General features: G+C 52.9%; 18 protein-coding genes and 1 other annotated feature. Of the genes, 13 read left to right on the top strand and 5 right to left on the bottom strand.

Annotated elements, in window-relative coordinates; genetic code table 11:
* The first annotated feature begins 186 nt into the window (after positions 1–186).
* The 4 genes from ACKGJP_RS09405 (at position 187) to ACKGJP_RS09420 (ending at position 4,819) form a co-directional block, all read left to right on the top strand.
* Positions 187–2,346: an ABC transporter transmembrane domain-containing protein gene (locus tag ACKGJP_RS09405; protein WP_409345396.1), complete on the top strand. Its 2,160-nt coding sequence runs from the start codon at positions 187–189 to the stop codon at positions 2,344–2,346.
* Positions 2,343–2,858: a hypothetical protein gene (locus ACKGJP_RS09410; protein WP_409345397.1), complete on the top strand. Its 516-nt coding sequence runs from the start codon at positions 2,343–2,345 to the stop codon at positions 2,856–2,858. Before ACKGJP_RS09405 ends, ACKGJP_RS09410 begins: the two co-directional genes overlap by 4 nt.
* Positions 2,859–3,106: 248 nt before the next feature.
* On the top strand, positions 3,107–3,613 hold the full coding sequence (locus tag ACKGJP_RS09415; protein WP_409345398.1) for a hypothetical protein: 507 nt from the start codon (positions 3,107–3,109) through the stop codon (positions 3,611–3,613).
* 408 nt (positions 3,614–4,021) lie between these two features.
* Positions 4,022–4,819 carry a TetR/AcrR family transcriptional regulator gene (locus tag ACKGJP_RS09420; protein WP_409345399.1) on the top strand — a complete coding sequence of 266 codons (798 nt, stop codon included), beginning with the start codon at positions 4,022–4,024 and terminating at the stop codon, positions 4,817–4,819.
* 77 nt (positions 4,820–4,896) lie between these two features.
* Here ACKGJP_RS09420 and ACKGJP_RS09425 read toward each other — a convergent pair whose 3' ends face one another.
* From ACKGJP_RS09425 to ACKGJP_RS09435, 3 genes are all read right to left on the bottom strand, one after another.
* A complete protein-coding gene (locus tag ACKGJP_RS09425) occupies positions 4,897–5,685 on the bottom strand; it encodes an ABC transporter permease (protein WP_409345400.1) in 789 nt (262 codons plus the stop codon).
* On the bottom strand, positions 5,682–6,572 hold the full coding sequence (locus tag ACKGJP_RS09430; RefSeq protein ID WP_409345401.1) for an ATP-binding cassette domain-containing protein: 891 nt from the start codon (positions 6,570–6,572) through the stop codon (positions 5,682–5,684). The genes ACKGJP_RS09425 and ACKGJP_RS09430 overlap by 4 nt, the downstream gene beginning before the upstream one ends.
* A gap of 371 nt (positions 6,573–6,943) precedes the next feature.
* Positions 6,944–7,531, bottom strand: coding sequence for a TetR/AcrR family transcriptional regulator (locus ACKGJP_RS09435; protein WP_409345402.1), 588 nt, complete (start codon positions 7,529–7,531; stop codon positions 6,944–6,946).
* Between the two features lie 166 nt (positions 7,532–7,697).
* Between ACKGJP_RS09435 and ACKGJP_RS09440 the strand changes: the two genes are divergently transcribed.
* The 5 genes from ACKGJP_RS09440 (at position 7,698) to ACKGJP_RS09460 (ending at position 13,398) form a co-directional block, all read left to right on the top strand.
* Positions 7,698–8,969 carry an MFS transporter gene (locus ACKGJP_RS09440; RefSeq protein WP_409345403.1) on the top strand — a complete coding sequence of 424 codons (1,272 nt, stop codon included), beginning with the start codon at positions 7,698–7,700 and terminating at the stop codon, positions 8,967–8,969.
* A 167-nt stretch (positions 8,970–9,136) separates the two neighbouring features.
* Entirely contained in the window at positions 9,137–9,466 is a 330-nt protein-coding gene (locus ACKGJP_RS09445) for an ArsR/SmtB family transcription factor (RefSeq protein ID WP_409345404.1), read from the top strand.
* A gap of 18 nt (positions 9,467–9,484) precedes the next feature.
* Positions 9,485–9,994 (top strand): SRPBCC domain-containing protein, encoded by a 510-nt coding sequence (locus tag ACKGJP_RS09450; RefSeq protein WP_409345405.1) that lies wholly within the window; start codon positions 9,485–9,487, stop codon positions 9,992–9,994.
* Between the two features lie 389 nt (positions 9,995–10,383).
* Positions 10,384–10,614: a binding site (T-box leader), on the top strand.
* A gap of 93 nt (positions 10,615–10,707) precedes the next feature.
* Entirely contained in the window at positions 10,708–12,240 is a 1,533-nt protein-coding gene (locus ACKGJP_RS09455) for a 2-isopropylmalate synthase (protein WP_409345406.1), read from the top strand.
* A 288-nt stretch (positions 12,241–12,528) separates the two neighbouring features.
* On the top strand, positions 12,529–13,398 hold the full coding sequence (locus tag ACKGJP_RS09460) for a DMT family transporter (RefSeq protein ID WP_409345407.1): 870 nt from the start codon (positions 12,529–12,531) through the stop codon (positions 13,396–13,398).
* 413 nt (positions 13,399–13,811) lie between these two features.
* On the opposite strand, the gene ACKGJP_RS09465 is transcribed toward ACKGJP_RS09460, so the two are convergent.
* Both ACKGJP_RS09465 and ACKGJP_RS09470 read right to left on the bottom strand, forming a co-directional pair.
* Positions 13,812–14,438 (bottom strand): TVP38/TMEM64 family protein, encoded by a 627-nt coding sequence (locus ACKGJP_RS09465; RefSeq protein WP_409345408.1) that lies wholly within the window; start codon positions 14,436–14,438, stop codon positions 13,812–13,814.
* 39 nt (positions 14,439–14,477) lie between these two features.
* The gene (locus ACKGJP_RS09470) at positions 14,478–15,875 is read right to left on the bottom strand and encodes an extracellular solute-binding protein (protein ID WP_409345409.1); all 1,398 of its coding nucleotides are present in this window, start codon (positions 15,873–15,875) and stop codon (positions 14,478–14,480) included.
* Between the two features lie 239 nt (positions 15,876–16,114).
* Between ACKGJP_RS09470 and ACKGJP_RS09475 the strand changes: the two genes are divergently transcribed.
* From ACKGJP_RS09475 to ACKGJP_RS09490, 4 genes are all read left to right on the top strand, one after another.
* Positions 16,115–17,113: a Gfo/Idh/MocA family protein gene (locus ACKGJP_RS09475; RefSeq protein ID WP_409345410.1), complete on the top strand. Its 999-nt coding sequence runs from the start codon at positions 16,115–16,117 to the stop codon at positions 17,111–17,113.
* A gap of 293 nt (positions 17,114–17,406) precedes the next feature.
* Positions 17,407–18,678 (top strand): MFS transporter, encoded by a 1,272-nt coding sequence (locus tag ACKGJP_RS09480; protein WP_409345411.1) that lies wholly within the window; start codon positions 17,407–17,409, stop codon positions 18,676–18,678.
* A 67-nt stretch (positions 18,679–18,745) separates the two neighbouring features.
* Positions 18,746–19,330 (top strand): TetR/AcrR family transcriptional regulator, encoded by a 585-nt coding sequence (locus tag ACKGJP_RS09485; protein ID WP_409345412.1) that lies wholly within the window; start codon positions 18,746–18,748, stop codon positions 19,328–19,330.
* 145 nt (positions 19,331–19,475) lie between these two features.
* The gene (locus ACKGJP_RS09490; protein WP_409345413.1) at positions 19,476–20,258 is read left to right on the top strand and encodes a hypothetical protein; all 783 of its coding nucleotides are present in this window, start codon (positions 19,476–19,478) and stop codon (positions 20,256–20,258) included.
* Positions 20,259–20,263 lie beyond the last annotated feature (5 nt).

The following is a 20,263-nucleotide window of genomic DNA, read 5'->3' on the forward strand; positions in this document are numbered from 1 at the left end:
TCTTGAGAGAAGCCGTTTTTTGCATGGAATGAAGTCGGCAATTATCGGGAGGATTTCGACAAAACCTAACATGAAGCGCTTTCTTTTCAGTTTGCGATCAGCTTGCTCCAGTAGTATAGAGGATAAAGCTTGCCGGTAGTCTACGGATTGCGGGCTGATCCTGCTATCGAAGGAGACTCGATCAGTATGTTATTCAAGACCATTGCCGCCTCTATACGTTCGTCTCCGGTATTCGTGCTATTGATCGGAATCGGAGCCGTATTCGAGCTTCTGTTTCATTACTTCTCTTCGCTCAGCTACAAATATTTAATCGATAAAGCGCTGATTCCGCGGGATGCTTCGGCACTCGCTATTCTAGTAGCTGTCTTGCTTTCCGTCGGGCTGCTGAATGTGATTGCCGGAATTGCCGGCGATTATGCCAAGGCCAGATTGGGCGCAAAGTTCCTGTTCGAGTACCGGATGAAGCTGTTCCGGCACATGCAGCTCCAATCCAACCGGTTCTATGAACGGTTCGGCATCGGCGATCTTTTGGCGAAGTATACGGACGATATTCCTTCCATACAAACGGCTGTGCTTCAAACGCTTTCCGGCGGTTTGATTTCGGTTCTAAGCGTCGCAATCGGCTTCTCGATTCTATTCGCGATGGAATGGAAGCTTACGCTCCTGGCCGTCTTCGGCTCGCTTCTGTTGTTCGTGCCTTACCGGCTTCTCAAGTCCCGATCGCTTGTGTTGGGAGAGGCTTATTATGCACAGCTAGAGCAGTTCACCGGGTCGATCGACGAAAATATGAAGGCTGCCAAAGTCATTCGGGCCTTCGATCTGCGCCGGAATATGCTGGCAAGAGTGGAAGGAAACCTTCGAACGATGCTGACGATCGGCGTACGAAGGAGCTTCGTCAACACGAATTTGAATCGTCTGCCTATGCTTGCCATCTCGATAATAACCGCAGTCATCCTCGGTTACGGCAGTTATCTGACCTTTGACGGACAGCTGACGATAGGCAGTTTTATCGCTTATAATTCGATCTTCATCACGGTCGGTCAGTCGATGTTCGGCATCGCCGCCGTCCTTCCCTATATCCTCTCGGCCAAAACGAGTCTTGAGCGAGTGGAGCGGGTGATGGAGTGGCGGCCTGATGTGGCGGAGCTGGGGACAAAGGAACTTGCTTCCGTTCGGCAGGGCGTTTCGTTACGCGATGTCTCCTATGCTTATGTACCCGGCGAGCCGGTGCTGCGGCATCTGAACCTCGACATCCCCGTTACCGGTTACACGTCGATAGTCGGCGCCAGTGGGTCGGGCAAAAGCACGGTGCTCCAGCTGCTGCTGCGTTTCGCGGATCCGGACGACGGGACGGTGGCGTACGACGGTCAGGATGTTCGGGAAGTCCGTTACGGTTCGATGCTCGGCCAAATCGGTATCGTGTTTCAGGATTCGATACTGTTTCATGCAACGATCCGCGACAATATTCTCGCCGGCAAGCCGGACGCGGAAGAGGAGGAGATCGTGGAAGCCGCGAGAGCGGCAGGCGTTCATGATACGATTGCCGGATTTACGAACGGGTACGACACCGTCATCCGTAATCATGGGGATAATTTATCCGGCGGACAGCGGCAGAGAATCGCTTTGGCGAGAGCGCTGCTGCGCAAGCCAAATCTTTTATTTTTGGACGAAGCCACCTCCGCGCTCGATCCGGATACCGAACGTTCGGTCAACGAGACGATTTGGTCGCTGGCGAGCAGCAGAGCGATCGTTTCCGTCACGCACCGTCTGGCCTATGCAGCCAAGTCCGACCGCATTATTGTCCTTGACCAGGGAACGGTGGCCGAGTCGGGATCGCATGAGGAGTTGTTGAAGAGGGACGGAATATACCGACGAATGTGGGATAAGCAGCAGGGATTCGTGCTGTCCAAGGGCGATGGCGGCGCCTGGGTGGAAGCGGAGCGGCTCCGCAAGTTGCCCTTCTTTCGGTGGATCGAATCCGATGCGCTGAATCAGATTTCCCGGCTCTTTGTCACGGAGAAATTCGAAGCGGGCGTTCGCGTGGTCGAGCAAGGCGATCACGGGGATAAATTTTATCTGATTGCGAGAGGGAAAGTAGAGGTCATCGTCTATACGGCAGCGGGAAATCGCCAAAAAGTAGCCGTCCTGGAAGACGGAGATCATTTTGGAGAGATAGCGCTTATGCACCATATTCCAAGAACGGCTAGCATCGTTACCTTAACGCCCTGCTTGCTGATGTCTTTGACCTATGAACATTTTCATCCGCTTATGATGCGATATCCTTCCGTTCGGGAAGGACTCGAAGCCGCGTTACAAACGAGAATGCAGAGGAGAGATGCGAAGTGATGCAGTGGGTGTCCGCCGGCTCGGAGGAGCAAAAGGAAAGCGGAGTCCGGTTTCTGTGCCGGCACGGAGAGGATCTCGGCGTTCCGTACAAGTGGAGCACCGTGATGTCTTCGCTGGCTTGTTCTTTGAACGAGGACGGCTTCATGATCGGTATAGACGGCTCGGGGCAAGTAAGGGGAGCGTTGGCCTATACGTACGGTACGGGTGAAGACGACTATGAAGACCGGAGCCGGATAGAAGTTCATCTTCTTTTCATCGAAAAAAGCGAACGCAGCGGGACGGCTCTGGCCGAAATGATTCATGCCTTCTCCTTGCAGGTGCTCGGCTTGCCGAAGAAGATCGGGGAAATCGGTTTTTACGTCATGCCGACTTCCGGCAATAGACGTTTATTCGGCAAGCTCGCGACGCTCCGGAACACCAAGGAACACCCATGCGGGATATTGGATTTTTATACCGCCGTTCCCGAAAGCCTGCTGCATTATGTCACCGGTCTTCTATCCGCAAGACGATAAGCGAATAAGACCAGCATCGCTGCTGGTCTTTCGCCGGGATCCTTATTACTCTTTCCATGATGGCTTAGAGTTTACATCCACTTGCGCTTGATCGCGCTCGACCGTTGTGGCCATCGGGGCATTGCAAGCCGGTGCTCCCATATGATTACACCTCCTCTACTGGAATTATAAGTACTATAATCGAATAATATAGAAAATACAAGAAAAAAATGAAAAATTTACTAAATAATCAAAGGGGGGACGGCAAAGTGGTCCAATTCGAAATATGCTCGAATACGGGACAGTGGGGCCGATTTACAGACTTCTATCTCGAGCATCGAACTCGCATCATCCCGGGCTACCGAGTCAGTTATGCGCTCACCGACGTCAAAAATTACATGAAGCAGGGAAGAGGCGCCATTTTGCTGGACGACGCCAATCAAGCGATCGGGATCGGATGTTTCGTGCTGGGGCTCGAACAAAACGGGTTTACGGACAAAGAGATCGCCGTACTGGGCAACTGTTATTTTAAAGAAGCGTATCAAAATAACCGGACGTTCGTGCGTGGTTTGCAGGTGCTTGCCGATCAGATTCAGGACGCGAACCCCGATGTGCGGGAAGTAAGAATTCCGACATCTGCCGACAACGCTTATACGAACCGGCTTTATCAAAAGCTCGCGACGAAGCTTCATTCGCTCGAAACCCGTTATGGTACGTTCCACGTGTATTCGACGCCCTTTCGCGAATACGTCGACTTTTGCAATCGATTTCGTTGATCCGATTCGAAATGGATACGAAAGGGAAAAAGGAAGACCCCGAAGCGACAATAGGGTCTTCCTTTTCGCGTTGATAAACCATTGCCGAGATGTTTCCCGTCAATACCGGGGAGGTTCTTTTAGCTTTGTTGGCCGGATCATCCATATTTCTTCGTCCGCAATTCGAATAGCGCTTCCGAACCTGCTGGGATGTAGCGTATCGAAGGGCTCGCTCAAAACGCTGACTCCAATGCTGGCCAAACACCTCGGCGCCCCTCACAGCTCAAGCGGGAAAAGCGATTCGCGTTTTTGTTCGGATTGTTGCTTGTGATATACTGTATATGAAGTAAACAATTTTGACGGACGCCGATTGTATAAAGCGACAACGAATGTTTCAGGGGAGATCATGATGATGGAGGACTTGGAATCATGCAGGATAGCGATCCTTTTGATCACGAAGCGTTGAATAATTTTCCTAACGGGGCGAAACTCAGCTGGGGACTGGTGAAGCAAGCGAAAAGAGGCCCGAAGGGCGAGCTCAGCGTCAAAAAAATCGTCGAGGCGGCAATCGCAATCGCCGACAAGGAAGGACTTTCCGCCGTTTCGATGAATCGGGTCGCCGCTTCTTTGGGGTTTACGACTATGTCCCTCTACAGGTACATTTCCAGCAAGGACGATCTTCTTCTGTTGATGCAGGACGCCGTATGCGAAATTTCTTTTCCTATGGAGAAGGCGGGGAAGGATTGGCGCGAAGAGATGCGGCTGTATGTCAAAGTGTGTATTGACGTATTTCGAATCCATCCCTGGTTCGGCGACATTCCGATTACCGGTATTCCGATATCGCCGAATAATCTGTTTATTATCGACTGGGTACTTGGGGCGATGCGAGATTTCCCGCTGAACGATTACGAAAAAATGTCGATCATCCTTCTGATCAGCAGTTATTCGCGTTCGTGCGGAATGATACAGAGGGATATGGATCGGGCTATCCGGGAAGGAGGCAGTCTGGGTACGTTTAGCGGATTGAATTATAGCGCGGCCCTTAAGTACTTGGTCAAACCGGATCGCTTTCCGAACCTGTATCCGACCATCATGTCCGGCGCTTACACAGGCGAGAACGAGAGTGAGAATTCGGTCGGAAACGACTTCGATTTCGGTCTGGAACGGATCCTTGACGGCATCGAGCACTACTTGGCAACGAAGCAGGAAAAAGAGCCGGATCTATAGGAAAATCGAAAATGGAAGTCAATAACAAAGAACAGCGGTTCGGCGAATGCCGAGTCGCTGTTCTTTGTTTCGTTGCCCTACCGGCGTCCGGCTTTCCGATGAAAAGCGGCGAAGCACCAGGCGAGGGCTATAAGGAGGATGACCAAGCACCAGCCGATCGCCCACCATGCGTTATCGTGAATCGGTGTGCCGGTAAGGAGTCCGCGAATCGTTTCGATGACCGGAGTGATCGGCTGATGATTCGCGATCCCTTGCAGCCAGCCGGGCATCGTGTCCGTCGGAACGAATGCGCTGGACAGGTAGGGCAGGAATAGCAGAGCGAATCCATACCCGCTGGCTGCGGACGGACTGCCGGTGATTAAACCGATGGCGGCGAACAGCCAGGTGAACGTAAGAATGAACAGGATGATGATGCCGATTGCCGCTAACCATTCCAGCACGCCTGCGGAAGGACGAAACCCGACCAGCCATGCCACGCATATGACGACTGCGGTTGCCAGCAGGTTGCGGGCAAGGCTTGCGGCGACATGCCCCGTGACGACGCTCAGGCTGAGGATCGGCATCGTTCTGAACCGGTCGATGATGCCGTTCGTCATGTCGTGGGCCACATCGACCGCGGTACTGGACGACCCGAATCCGGCGCATAGCAGAATGATACCCGGTACTACGTAATTCACATAATTGCCGCTCGGATCGATCGCTCCGCCAAACACGTAGGTAAACAGCAGCATCAGCATGACGGGCAGCGCAATAGCCATAATCAAGGCTTCGGTGTTCCGGATGCTGAGTCGAATGCTTCGACCGATGAAGACGGCGTTCGTCACGCCAAAGGAGGTCGTCTTGGTCAATGAACGGGGAGTCGTCATGCTAAGAGTCCCTCCGATCCTTTAGCGGTCAAGGCAAGAAACACATCGTCCATACTCGGTTTACGGATACTGACCCGGGTTTCCACGGGGACTTTATGAGCTAATGCATTAAGCGTTTGCCTGATGTCATGAATGCTTCCGTTCGTCGAAACCGCCTCGATCAGAACCTCGTTCTCATCGTAAAGCTCGATGACCTCTCCGCCCACTCGGGATTTCAATTCTTCGGCCGTTCCGGTCGCAACGACGCGTCCGCCCGCTATGACGGCGATCGTATCGGCCAGTTGATCCGCTTCCTCCAAATACTGAGTCGTGAGCAATACGGTAATGCCTTGTTTCTTCAGCTGGAGAATAATCTCCCATAGGGCGCGCCGGCTGATGGTGTCGAGCCCCGTCGTCGGTTCATCCAGGAACAGCACCGGCTTGCTGGTCACTAAGCTGATTGCAAGATCCAGCCGCCTTCGCATGCCGCCCGAATAGGTTTTGACGAGTTTCTTGGCTGCTGCCGTTAGGTCGAAATGCTTCAGCAATTCATCCGTGCGAGATCGGGATTCTGCAGAAGTAAGCCCGGAAAGTCTGCAAAGCATCATCAGATTCTCCTCGCCCTTCAGCATTTCGTCCACTGCGGCAAACTGCCCGGTAAGGCTGATGGACCTTTTTACCTTGTTCTTCTCGGTAACGACATCGAACCCGGCTACCCGTGCGGTCCCTTCGTCCGGAGCGACCAGCGTCGACAGGATGTTGATCAGCGTCGTCTTCCCGGCGCCGTTGGGACCGAGCAGCGCGTAAATCGTACCCGCCGGAACCGCGATATCGATCCCGTCAAGCACGACTTGGCTGCCGAATTTTTTGCGCAGCCCTCTAACTTCAATGGCAAACTCACTTCTCATCGTCGCTCTTCCTTTCAGTCGTTCAGTAATTGTGTGTGATATAAACAGTATATGTAATATACAGTTATAGCGCAAGCACAAATTTGCAACCGATGATCGGGATGAGGTTCGTCAAGGCGGGGAAATCGCTTTCCCCCCATGGTATGCGCCGATTTAGCCTCCGATACCATATCCCGAAACATTGACGGACTGCACACCGTCAAGGCGCCGGGGAGAGCAGGCATTCGCGAACGCGATGAAATCATTGATTTTTATTCCCTAAGCCCGCCAAAATAAAAAAAGCTGCCGACATGGCTGCTTTTTTGGTGAGGGTAAAGCCCGGATTAGCGGAACGTGCGAGTGAAGCGGCATCTTTTGAACAAAGGAGCGGATTAATCGAGTAAGGTAAGGATCAACTTCACGGAATTGTCTGCAAATGATCGCTCGGGGCGAGATTTCAACAGTACGGTTAGTCCGATCAAGGAAACGACGAATGTCTGTGCTAAAGCCGCCGGATTCGTAACGTTAAGAAGCTCTCCCGAGCGTACGCCTCGTTCAATCGTTTCTTGAAATAGGGCGGCTACATACATCTGATGCTCTCGTGTCAAGATTTCGAATTTGGCATCATGCGGCGCAAGCTCTACCATCGTATTAATGCAAAAGCACCCTCTGCCGAGGCCTTCTCCTTCCTCGTATTCCTTCGCCACCACTGCTTCGAAAAAGGAACGAAACGCTTCTTTTACCGTTGCATGTTTGGGAAGACGAGCTCGAACGCTCGAAGCGTGAAGCTGCGTATAGTTTCGAAGCGCGGCTTCAAACAGTTCCTTCTTGTCACCGAAAGCAGAGTAAATGCTAGGCCTCTGGATGCCCATTTTGGCTGTCAAATCGCTTAACGAAGTTGCCTCGTACCCTTTCTCCCAAAACAATTGCATCGCGGCGTCCAAAGCTTTCTGCTCATCAAATTCCCGGAGACGAGCCACAATATCACCCTCTTTTCATATCGATTAGTATATTATAATTTTACGATTCGGCGCATGTAATTGTCAAATGTATTGACAAACAAGTGAGGAACGCTATATATTTTGTTGAAAATAACATACCGATCAGTAAATAATTATGGTCGTATGTATACAAGGAGTGAGCACGATGGAAAAGAGAGAACCCAATCCGCCTGTCGTCAAAAGGGAGGCAGGCGGCGCAGGGCCGGAACCCGTACGAGGAGCGTCCTGCGTGTCCGATTCGGATGCCGCATCGCCGCTTTCACGCGCCGTCACACTGCTGTTCGCAGTCGCCGGCGGACTTTCCGTCGCCAATATCTATTACGCCCAGCCGCTGCTTGACGCTTTCGCAAGCGAGTTCGGCATCGGCCGTGCATCCGTCGGCATGATCGTGACGATTACGCAGATCAGTTATGCCTTGGGGCTCCTATTGCTGGTGCCCTTGGGCGATCTGCTGGATCGGCGCCGGCTTATTGCCGGTCAGCTGCTGCTGTCCGTATTCGCGCTGCTCACGGTAAGCTTGGCGCCTAACGGCGCTATCCTGTTAGCGGGTATGGCCGCGGTGGGTTTGCTTGCCGTAGCGGTGCAGGCGCTTGTGGCGTTTGCCGCGGCTTTGGCTGCGCCGGCCGATCGCGGCAGGACAGTCGGCATGGTGACGAGCGGCGTGGTAATCGGCATTCTGCTGGCGCGCACCGTCGCCGGCATCCTGACCGATCTTGCCGGATGGCGGGCGGTCTATGCTGTCTCCGCGGTATTGACCCTGATAACGGCTGCCGCGTTGTTTCGGATATTGCCGAACCGTGAAGAAGTGAAATTGCAGATACCTTATACGCAATTGCTGCGCTCGGTGTTCGCGCTGTTCGTTCAGGAACCGGTGCTGCGTATACGATCCGTGATCGCTTTGCTGATTTTTACGGCCTTCAGCATCTTATGGACCTCGCTCGTCCTGCCGCTTAGCGCGCCGCCGTTCTCGCTCTCGCATACCGCCATCGGATCGTTTGGCCTCGCGGGTATTGCGGGAGCTTTAGCGGCAGCCCGGGCGGGGAGGCTGGCCGACCGGGGGCTTGGCCAACGTACCACGGGCATGGCGCTTGTCATTTTGCTGGGCTCGTGGCTGTTTATAGGCTTTACCGAGCGTTCCATATGGGCTTTGATCGTTGGCGTGATCGCTCTCGATTTCGCGGTGCAGGCCGTGCACGTAACGAATCAGAGCATGATTTTGAACGTGCGGCCGGAATCGCGCAGCCGTCTGACCGCCGGCTATATGATCTTCTATTCGATCGGAAGCGCTGCCGGTTCGATCGCTTCGACAGCAGTTTTTGCGCAAGCAGGCTGGGTTGGCGTTTGTTTGCTGGGGGCGTCGGTCAGTGCCTGCGCCTTGCTCTTTTGGGCGGTAACCCGGCGCTTTGCTCGAACGTAAAATAAACTGATATATTCCTTGACAGGAATATTCCTTATGGGGTATATTAAGGGTGCGAGTACGGTAACCGCAAACGAAACGAGGTGGCCCGATTTGATTGGAATTGGAAGAAGTCCCCGCGCCGTACCCTGTGCATACATTCGATACATCACAAGAACTTCCGAATCATGGATATAACGACGTTTAGCGCACTTGCCGAACCCAACCGGTTGCGTATTGTGGAGCTCCTGCTTCACGGCCCGTTGACCGTAGGAGAGATTGCCGACCGGCTTCAATTCCGCCAGCCTCAAGCCTCGAAGCATCTGCGCGTCTTGCTGGATGCCGGCCTGGTCGAGGTGGAAGCTGTCGCCAATCGGCGGAACTACAAGCTCCGTTTGGAGCCGATCCAAGAGCTGGACGCTTGGCTTGAAACCTACCGCGGCGTCTGGGATGAACGATTCGACGCTCTGCACGATTATTTGCAGAAGTTGCAAAGCAAAGAAGACAAACCAAACTAATCTATGGGAGGATTTACTATGACGAACAAAATGATTACCAAGGTAGAAGGACAGGAGCTTATTCTGGAGCGTGTTTTCGACGCGCCGCGCGAGCTTGTATTCAAAGCTTTCTCTGAGGCCGAGCATTTAAAGCGCTGGTGGGGGCCACGCGGCTGGACGCTGACGGTTTGCAACGTCGATTTTCGACCGGGCGGCACCTGGCATTACTGCATGAAGTGCATCGATGAGAAGCAAGGGGATTTTTACGGCTTTGAGTCATGGGGGAAAGGGGTCTACGAGGAAATTGCAGAAGCGGAGAAGATCGTCTACGTCGATTATTTCTCGGATGCCGATGGCAATGAAGCGGAAGGAATGCCGTCGTCGCACGTTACGTTGACTTTCGTAGAGCACGAAGGCAAAACAAAACTTATCAACCGGGCTCGATACGTTTCGGCGGAAGCGCTCAAATCCGTCATGGAAATGGGAATGGAGCAAGGCATTACGGAAACTTGGGATCGACTCGACGAGCACCTGCAAGCCGTTCAATAATCTCTTCATCAGCAAAGCCGTCCGGCATAGTGCCGGCGGCTTTGTTTTGCGTTGGGCATCCGCTTCTAAACATTATTATGAAATCTTAAACTCCATCGAGAGGCTTTGATCAAGAGAAGTCTATGACCGTAAGGGTATAATGAGCGAAACCTTATGATTTGCATGAATGTTTTAAAATAGACTTGTAAGGAGCGTCGGAACGCCGGAGGAGGTGGCCGGAATCGAGGCTTCCTATACCGGTCAATTTCTTAAAGAGAAGAGGGTCGGCCTGAGGGCGTAAGCCTTCATGAAGGCAATGGGAAACGGCAGCCTTCTCGGCCGAAAAACGACGCTTTCCTTTTTGTTGACAAAGCCAGTGGAGTGCCATATAATAATCAATAATTTCATATCCAAATGTTAGGATTAGAAATAGTAGAAGTGAAATGACCTTTCAGAGAGCCGTTGGCTGGTGCGAAACGGTAACGTCGTTCATTTTGAACTCGTCTATGAACTGCTGCCTGAACATGTAGGGTAAGCCGGAATTCCACCGTTACAGGGATAGATGGTGATGGCCATCGAATTGAGCTCATTTCTTAGGAAATGAATTAGAGTGGTACCGCGGGTTCAACCTCGTCTCTATACGTAGAGACGGGGTTTTTTTGTTGGTTAAAAACCGGATTTAACCAGCAGCCTTGATATATAAATAAACCAAATTCGCTTAGGAGGAAATGAAAATGAGCCGTAAAATTATCGTATTCGACACAACGTTGCGTGATGGGGAGCAGGTTCCAGGCGCCAAACTGAACTTGCATCAGAAAATAGAGATTGCTCAGCAGTTAAAGCGGCTTCGCGTAGATATTATCGAAGCGGGCTTTCCCGCCTCTTCCGCAGGCGATTTTCAAGCGGTCCAGGAAATTGCCCGCAGCGTAGGAGACACGGTTTCCATCACGGCACTTGCTCGTGCGGTCAAAAGCGATATCGACGCCGTATACGAAAGCATCAAATTGGCGCAAAATCCGCTTATTCATATCGTGCTGGGCACTTCCAACATTCATGTGGAGAAGAAGTTCAACCGATCCAAGGAAGCCGTCATGCAAATGGGCGTCGATGCGGTCAAATACGCCAAAACCTTGCTGCCCCACGTGCAGTATTCCACCGAGGATGCTTCGAGGTCCGAGTTCGAGTACCTGTGGAGCACGATCGAAGCCGTCGTGAAGGCCGGAGCTACGATGATTAACGTACCCGATACGGTGGGCTATGCCGTTCCGGAGGAGTTCGGCGATCTGATCCGCCGTATCAACGAACGGTTGAAAAACCTGAACGATAACGTCGTTCTTAGCGTACATTGCCATAATGACTTGGGATTGGCGACCGCCAATACGCTCCAGGCGATCAAGAACGGAGCCGAGAAAGTCGAGTGTACGATCAACGGGCTGGGCGAACGGGCGGGCAATGCGTCGTTGGAGGAAGTCGTCATGGGACTTAAAGTGAGAGAGAGCTACTACAACTGCCATACCGGCGTCAATACGAACGAGCTGCTCAGAACCTCCAGGCTGGTAAGCCATTTGACGGGGCTGGATGTGCAAGTAAACAAAGCGATTACCGGCGAGAATGCCTTCGCGCATTCCTCGGGCATCCATCAGGACGGGCTGCTGAAGGATAAGCGGGTCTACGAGATCATGTCGCCCGAGGAAGTTGGGGCAGACAGCATGGAATTGATCCTGACCGCCCGTTCCGGCCGGCATGCCTTCAAGAACGCCGTTGAGAAAATGGGCTTCGATACGAGCGATCAAGCGGACTTCGAGCAGCTGTTCGCGAAATTCCTCACATTGGCGGATGCCAAGAAAGAGGTTTACGATCACGACGTGTTCTACCTGGTGACGAGCCACCGCACCCTGGAGGCCAGCGAGAAGCATCTCTACGAGCTGGATTCCTTCCAGGTAATCAGCAATGACCTTCACCCTACCGCAACCGTCCAATTGAAAAAGGGCGGCGAGACGTTGACCGGCAGCGCGGTCGGAGACGGTCCGATCGATGCCTTGTACAGCGTCATCAAATCGTTGGTCGGTCTGGACGTACAGTTGAAGGATTATAAAATAAACAGCCTGTCCAGAGGCAAAGAAGCCATCGGCCGGGTAAATATCCGGATCGATTACCAAGGAAAGACTTACTCGGGTCGCGCGATGGACACGGATATTATCAAAGCAAGCGCCAATGCCTTCTTGAACGGCATTAACGCCACATTGCTGGACGCCGCTCAGGATTGACGGAGCGCGTCTGCGATAAGAGGGAGATGCCGAATGCCGGCATCTCCCTTATTTTAATGTCTCCGATAAACAGGGGATATTTTATAGTGCCGCGACAAATCCAATCGCTCGAGTGGCGTTACATTTTCGCAAATGTATGAAGATGGCTCTTTCTAAGAGGGCACTCGCCATAAATTTCAATTAATGGGGGACTTCCAAAAAGGTATTTGCTAACGAGAATAGAGGGGCGTATGATAAGGTTCTGGGTTCCGCATAGGGCCGTCGAAAAGACAGCAAGGGGAATGCATCATGGATAAACTTTCGAAGACTCGAACGGCGCTGCTTATTTTGTTTTTGGTTATCGTATGGGGTGTGAATTGGCCTTTATCCAAAATCGCGCTGGCGTACATGCCGCCTGTGCTGTTCTCCGGAACGAGAACGCTGCTGGGAGGCGTTCTGCTGCTGGCAATCGCGATTCCAAGATACCGTAAGCTGCGATTCCGGGAGACTTGGCCGATCTATCTCCTTTCCGCTTTGGTCAACGTCATCCTCTACTACGGGCTGCAGACGATCGGGCTGAACTACTTGCCGGCAGGGCTGTTCTCGGCCATCGTGTTTTTACAGCCGGTGCTGGTCGGCATTTTTTCTTGGATGTGGCTGGGGGAGAAGATGAACGGCCTGAAAATCGCAGGGCTCATTCTCGGATTTGCCGGCGTGGGCATCATAAGCAGCGGCGGTCTGTCGGGGCATATATCCGCAGCGGGCGTTTTGCTTGCTCTTGGATCGGCGCTTAGCTGGGCGCTGGGCACGATATACGTCAAAAAAACGAGCGCTCGCGTAGACCCGATCTGGCTTGTGACGCTTCAGCTGATCGCGGGCGGACTGCTTATGACGGCTGTTGGCTCCGGCGTGGAAAACTGGTCGGACGTAAGCTGGAAGCCGGGTTTCATCTTGAGCTTGTCGTTTATTTCGATCTTCGTGATCGCGATCGGCTGGCTTGTTTTCTACAAGCTGATCGATTCGGGCGAAGCGAGCAAGGTGGCTTCCTACACGTTTCTGATCCCGCTGGTGGCCATCCTGACAAGCACCGTCTTTCTGGACGAGCCGTTTACAGCCACTCTTGTGGCAGGTCTCGTTTGCATTCTCGTCAGCATTTATTTCGTAAACCGCAAAGCTTGATCGCCGCCTGATGCCGGCAACTCCTATACGCTTGTGCCAGCAGCGAAAACACGACCTCGGGGTCGTGTTTTTTATTATTTGGGGAATGAGAACCTTCCAGGCGGAAGCATTGGCTAATGGTTAAAAAGAAAACGGCTACAAGAGAATGTGCCGCTTTCGAAGCTGTATAAAGTACAACATTTCGGCGCTCAGGAGAGGAATAGGTAACGAAATGTTGTATGTTCTGCAACAAAAATCACAAAAAAAGAGTGAAATAGACGCTCATCGTTAGAAATGTTGTATCTCATAGAACAAGTGATCGGGTTGAGCGAAGATAGCAAGGGAAATGATGTACTCCGTACAACATATGCGTCCGACACAAGCGTATCGCATCGGCAGTCGGCTGTTCTTCTCCAGCTCCAAACGGCCGGCCGTTATTCTTGCTTTATCGATCGAATCCAGCGGCGGTACAGCACATAGGTGGCCAACAAAAAAACGGCGTAGATGCCGATTGCCACCAGCAGCTTCTTCGTATCGGAAAATAAATATTGGCCGATGTAGGCGTATACGAGCATGGCCGGAATTTTGCCGATCGCGGATGCGACAGCGTAAGTCGGCAGCCGGATGGAGAGGAGCGCCGAATACATATTGACCAAAGCTTGGGGCAAGACCGGAATCATCCGGGCGAAGACGATCGTCCAGAACGGATGACGCTCCATCGTTTGCTGCAGCTTTTCCAGGCGGCCGAATTTGGCCAAGTAGGCTCTTCCTTGCTTTTGAAAAAAATATTGCACGAACAGGTAAACGATTACGGTGCCTGCGGATGCCGCCAGCCAGCTGATCAACGCGCCGAGCAGCGATCCGTACAAATAGCCGAGCGCCCCGATGACGATTTTGTACGGGATGACGGGAAACAGGATGAAGCCAACCGCGATGAGAAAAAGCAGGAACGGCGGCGCTTTCCCCGCTTGAAGCCAGTCCGCGATTTCGCTGCGGTAAAAGAAGCAGACGACGGCTGCCACCGCGTAGCCGAGGATGGCGAGTATGCTTTTGTTGTTCATAGGTTTTGTCGGGCCCCAAAGGTTGCATAGTACTTGCGTTTAGGGCTGCTCCTGTCGGTTGAATAGTTGCAGCGAGCGTTCGCACAGCTCGTCTTCGTCGATCAATCCGGACCAGTAGTGTTTAAGCAGCTGCCGAAGCGAAGAGAAGGCATCCTTCGAAAGGTTTAATTCCCGGTGCAGCCGGAACGAAGACATGATCTCGCGGAACAAAAAATAACGGGAAGGCCGATTCAGCGTCTCTCCCGGCTGTACCGGTTCCTCAGCGGCTTCCTTAAGCGCCGGCAGGCTTAGCGTAAGCTCCCTGATCATGCGCTGCGCCCGCGGCGAGCTGAAGTAATCGGCTAACAGAAGAGCCGCCTCCTTCTCCTTGGCCTGGCTGTTCACCGCTACGCCGATGACGTTAAGCAGGGAACGGGGCTCGTATAAATACGGCAGGGGTGAAATATCGTACCGGATGTCGGCATGTTTGATTTCATTGAGCGTCATATAGTTGGTCATAATCATGGACACCCGCCCCTGCATGAACAGCTCGTTCACGTCATGATTGCTCTCGGAGAGGTAATTCGGGTAAACGTCGTTATCCGTCACGATAGCTTTGCACAATCGAATGCTTTCGAGCAGCCTTGTTCCGGCGAGATGAAATATCCCCTCTCCGTCCGGCTCGAACCGCATCCCGCTCTGCAGCAGAAACGCCGGCCACCGATTATCCGACAGCAGATGAAAATAAAAGCCGTGCCGCTTTCCGGGGACGGTTAACGCGGCTGCGTGCCGGAGCGCCTCGCGCCAGGTCCAGCTTCCGTCCGGCTCCGGTACGCCGGCTTCGATAAAGTGGTCGCGGTTGTATGCCAGCAGAATGGGGGAGAACACGACCGGGCTTGCATACCGAACGCCCTCCAGCACGAACGCTTCGCTCGCGAAGGTGTATAAGCCGGGATTCGCGGCTCGCGGCTCCAGCACATGCTTCCAGCCGGATTCCGCCAAGTCCGTAAAATGCGCGTTGTTGATCGTAAGCGCGTCTAAGAGGCCGTTCTGCAAATAATCGCGCAAACTGGCGGGATCGGAAGCGCGAAGCTCCACTTTTTTGACGCGGATTTTGGGATGCAGCGATTGAAAATCCGCCAAAAGATGAGCGAGCATAAAATCCCGCTCGATCGAGGCGTGATAGCCGAAGGAGACGGTGACGGCCGCCCCGGCGTCTTCCGTTACCCGGCTGCCGACGCGGTTTACCTTGACGATCAGACCCTCTGCGATCAGCTGCTCCAGCCCTTTTCTAACGGATTTATTGCTTAATTGAAACCTGTCTACCAGATCCGTTTCGGAGGGCAGATAGTCGCCTGCTTTATAGAAACCTTCACGGATCTCTTCCCTAAGGCGCGTTATCATGGTTTCGAGCCTGCGCTGGAACGTTCTGCGGCTCGGTTGATTCGACGGTTCCATTTTCGGCGGACTCCTTCCTGACTGCTCATGCAAATCATATCGGAATCATGCCGCTTTGTACAGCAGACAGCATGCGGGACCGATGATTAAATTCGTTATTGACAGTTTAACTAGGCGTACGTAAACTAAACACATAAATATACAGCAAGATATACAGCAGAATGATAAGAATTGATTGCTATACATGGTTGATGTACAGCAATGATGGCGAGATCACTAACGAGAGGGAGTAGAGAAGGATGAGAACGATCAATGCGGGCATTATCGGCTGCGGCAAGTTGGCCAGAACGCATGCGGATTGCATCAAACAGCTGGACGGTATGAGGTTATCGGCCTATTGCGACGTGTATGAAGAAAGCGCCAGCCGGATGCTGGCGGATTACGGCGGCGATTATGCGACATCGGACATCGGCAGAATGCTCGCGGACGAGTCGTTGGAAGCGATCTACATTACGACCCAGCACGATACTCATGCGGACTATTGCATCCGTGCGTTGGAAGCGGGGAAGCACGTGCTCGTGGAGAAGCCGCTAGCCATGTCTCTCGAGGAGTGTATGAGGATCGGCGAGGCCGTGAACAAAAGCGGCAAAAAGCTGTTCACCGCCTTCAAGATGCGATACTTCGATATGCTGTGGAAAGCCAAAGAGCTGATCCCGCAGCCTGTCATGGTGAGCATGCAGATGATGGACGACCGCTGGGGCGAGGGGATTTGGCCGAACGACCCGGTCAAGGGCGGCGGCAACGTGATCAGCCAAGGCTGCCATTCCGCCGACATTTTGAGATTCGTTGCAGGGGCCGAGCCTGTGGAAGTGTATGCGGCCGGCGGTAATTACTATCAATCGTCGGGCGTTATCGACAACCTGGCGGCCGTATTCCGGTTCGAAAACGGCGCAGCCGGCAGTCTGATTCAAGGCGATTGCAGCTGCCCGCCGGTAACGAGCAAGTTTTTCATGCAGCTGTTTGCCGAGAACCGTTCGATTACGATCTGCGATCGTCTGACTACGCTAACGTATAAGGAAAGCGGGAAAGAGCCTGTCGTTTATAAAGGTACGGAGACCGGCTTTCTCGAAGAGAACAAAGCGTTTATCCGCTGTATCATAGAGGATGAACCGCCGTTGATCGACCATATCGACGGCCTTTATGCGACGCTTATGATCTTGCAGGCGATCGAGTCTCTTAAGAGCGGGAAGCCCGAGCCGATCAAGGGCGTCGTTGAGCAGGCGATGGCGAAGAATTAGAGATTGCAGGAACCTCGTTTAAATAGAGTACGTTACGAATAGCCGCAGACGGGTCAAACCCGTTTGCGGCTTTTTGGTATCGGCTGCAAGGGTATCTATCTTAGAATCGGAAATGGAGCTTGCCAAGGGAACGGCAAACGATTCTAAATAATACTTGACTGACCGTTCTTTAAAATATATAGTTCATTATTATATTTATACAGGTTTATCCGGATATTACTTAACGAATATTGCGATTATTTAAGAATGTTCATTCTTAAATAATCAGGTTTTGGATGAAAAGGAGGGATCAGATGCAGAAGGAACGTCCGGCTTCAAAGGTCTATTACGGATGGATCGTCGTATCCATCGTGTTCCTGATTTTGCTGGTGTCGGCGGCGATCAGCTCCATACCTAGCGTGCTCATGCTGCCTCTGGAGAAAGAATTCGGCTGGGATCGCAGCGCCGTATCGGGAGCCGCATCCATTCGGATTTTGTTATATGGCCTGATGGGGCCTTTCTCGGCTGCATTAATGGCACGGTTCGGCATCCGCAAAATCATGGTGATTTCCATTGCCCTGCTGATCGCAAGTTTGTCGCTGACTCCGCTGATCTCCGAGATTTGGCAGCTGATTCTGCTGTGGGGAGTCGTCGTAGGGCTTGGTACCGGTTCCTTGGCCAATGTCCTCGGCGTAACGGTAGCGAACCGCTGGTTTGTCAAATACAAAGGGCTGGTCATCGGCATGCTCACGGCAAGCGCGGCTACGGGACAGCTGCTGTTTCTGCCGCTTTTGGCCAAAATTACGGATGAGATCGGCTGGCGATATGCCGTTATGCTGGTAGTCGGCGTTCTTCTGTTGTTAATCCCGGTTGTAGCGATCTGGATGAGGAATCATCCTTATGACGTTGGAAAGGCTCCTCTAGGCGAATCGGAGGTTGTCAAACCGGTTCCCTTCACCGGCAACCTTTTTTTATCGCCGCTTCTTGTCCTTCGCTCCGCGATGCGAAACGGAACGTTTTGGCTGCTCGCGGGAACCTTCTTCTTCTGCGGCTTCTCGACGAACGGGTTGATCGGCACGCATCTGATACCCGCCTGCGGCGATTTTCAAATTCCGCTCGTCATGGCTGCGGGGCTGCTGTCGCTGATGGGAATATTCGATTTGGTAGGCACGACGATGTCCGGCTGGCTTTCCGACCGCTTTGACAGCAGATGGCTGCTGTTCTGGTATTACGGCCTCCGGGGACTTTCTCTCCTCTTCCTGCCCTTTGCGCTGGATATGGGGTATACGCAGCTGGTTATTTTCTCCGTCTTCTATGGACTGGATTGGATCGCGACCGTTCCGCCGACCGCCAAAATAACGTCGGATACGTTCGGAAAAGAAAATGCGGGCATGATTTTCGGCTGGATCGTCGTGGCTCATCAGGCAGGCGCCTCTACGGCCGCTTTCGGAGCCGGCATCATGCGGGATTGGCTTGGCAGTTACACCATACCTTTTATGCTGGCTGGACTCGTATGTCTGTACGCCTCCGTAATGGCGGTAAGGATTCGCAAAAACATGAAGGCGGTCCCGACCGCAGCCGCTTGACGGAAGGGCATAAGATCGCCCGCGCGATAGAGGGGCAAAGACTATCGCTGCAAAAGGAGGGTTAGCATTGGGAAGACCTAAAGCATTCGATGAAGAACAGGCGCTCGATCGGGCGATGGAGCTGTTCTGGACCAAAGGCTACGAAAGGACGTCCATTCAGGAGCTATGCGAGCATTCGGGTCTGCACCGGGGAAGCATGTACGACACCTTCGGGGATAAAAACGAATTGTTCCTCGCTTGTCTGGACCGGTTCCGGCAAACGTCCAAGGGAACGATATTCGCCGTGCTGGATGAGGCGGGCGAGCCGAAGGAGCTGCTGGAACGATTTTTTGAGCAAGTGATCGTCAGATCCTTGGACGACGGCAAGCAGCGAAGGGGCTGTTTCATGGCGAATACGGCGATGGAGCTTGCGCAAGCGGATGCCAATGTCGCCAGCCGCGTAGAAGCGAACATGCTCGATACCGAGCAAATTTTTTATCGTTTTCTGCTAAGGGCGCAAAAAAACGGAAATCTGAAAAGCAAGCATAGCTTGCGGGAGCTGGCCAGATTTCTCGTAAATACCAAACAAGGCCTGCATGTGATGGCCAAGACGACGACGGATGCGAAAGTGCTGCAGGACGTATGCAAGGTGGCCTTGTCATTCTTGTTTTGACTGATCCCTGCCTTCTAAATAGGAAACCAAAGGCTATCGTGCCTTTGGTTTTTTGGTTTGGATTGCCAAGTTTGTAGAAAATGGTACTCTCCGGGTAAAATTTCGCATAAAATTTGGTGACATTGATAGGGAACGGGGGGTACGCATGAACCAATTCTTATCGTACGAAGCGCTGGTTAGAAGCTTCCTTCAAACTGCGGCTGAATTGATTTTGCTGCAGCCGGGCAACCGGCCGGCGATTATGGCGGCCGATGTGGACGGGGACCGGGAAGCGGAGCTGACCGCAGCTTATCGCTACCAAGGCGAACTTTATCTCATTATGTGGAAGAGCGAGGGGAGCAGCTGGTACCGGTTGTTCGAGATGAAAGGAAAAGGGAGCGGCGTATCCGATCTTATGGCCGCTCCGGTTGCCAGAACGGATCTATTGAGCGTAATCGTCGGCTGGCAGACGGATAAAGGGACCTCCGAGCTCGATCTACTGCAGTGGTCTCCTCAAGGCTTTTACCGGTTGATACCGGAGGGAACGGCTTACAGCCATTTGGAGCTGGAGGATATGCCGGGCTTGCATGGAAGAGACGGCATCTGCGAGCTGGCGTTGTGGCGGCATGATGCCGATCAGGCTTTCGCGGTAGAGACTTACCGCTGGGAGCCGTATAGGCTGGTGCCGAGCGCGGACGTTTACCCGTATTATTTTCGGAAGGTAGTCCCCTATTATGAAGCGCTTGCGAACGAGTCACCCGACCATCCGCTGTACCGGTCGTATTTGGCGGATGCGAAGGAGAAGGCGGGAATCGGAGAGCCTCCGCAAATGCCGGAGAGCAGCGGACTGACGGACTCTCCATCCGTTCAACCGGCCGATCCCCCGGTTCAAACTCCTCGTCCGTCCGCCCGTCAGCATAAGCGGCGGCCGAATGGAAGGCGGCCATGACAGAC

Source organism: Paenibacillus litoralis (genome assembly GCF_046244365.1).
Classification (GTDB): domain Bacteria; phylum Bacillota; class Bacilli; order Paenibacillales; family NBRC-103111; genus Paenibacillus_V.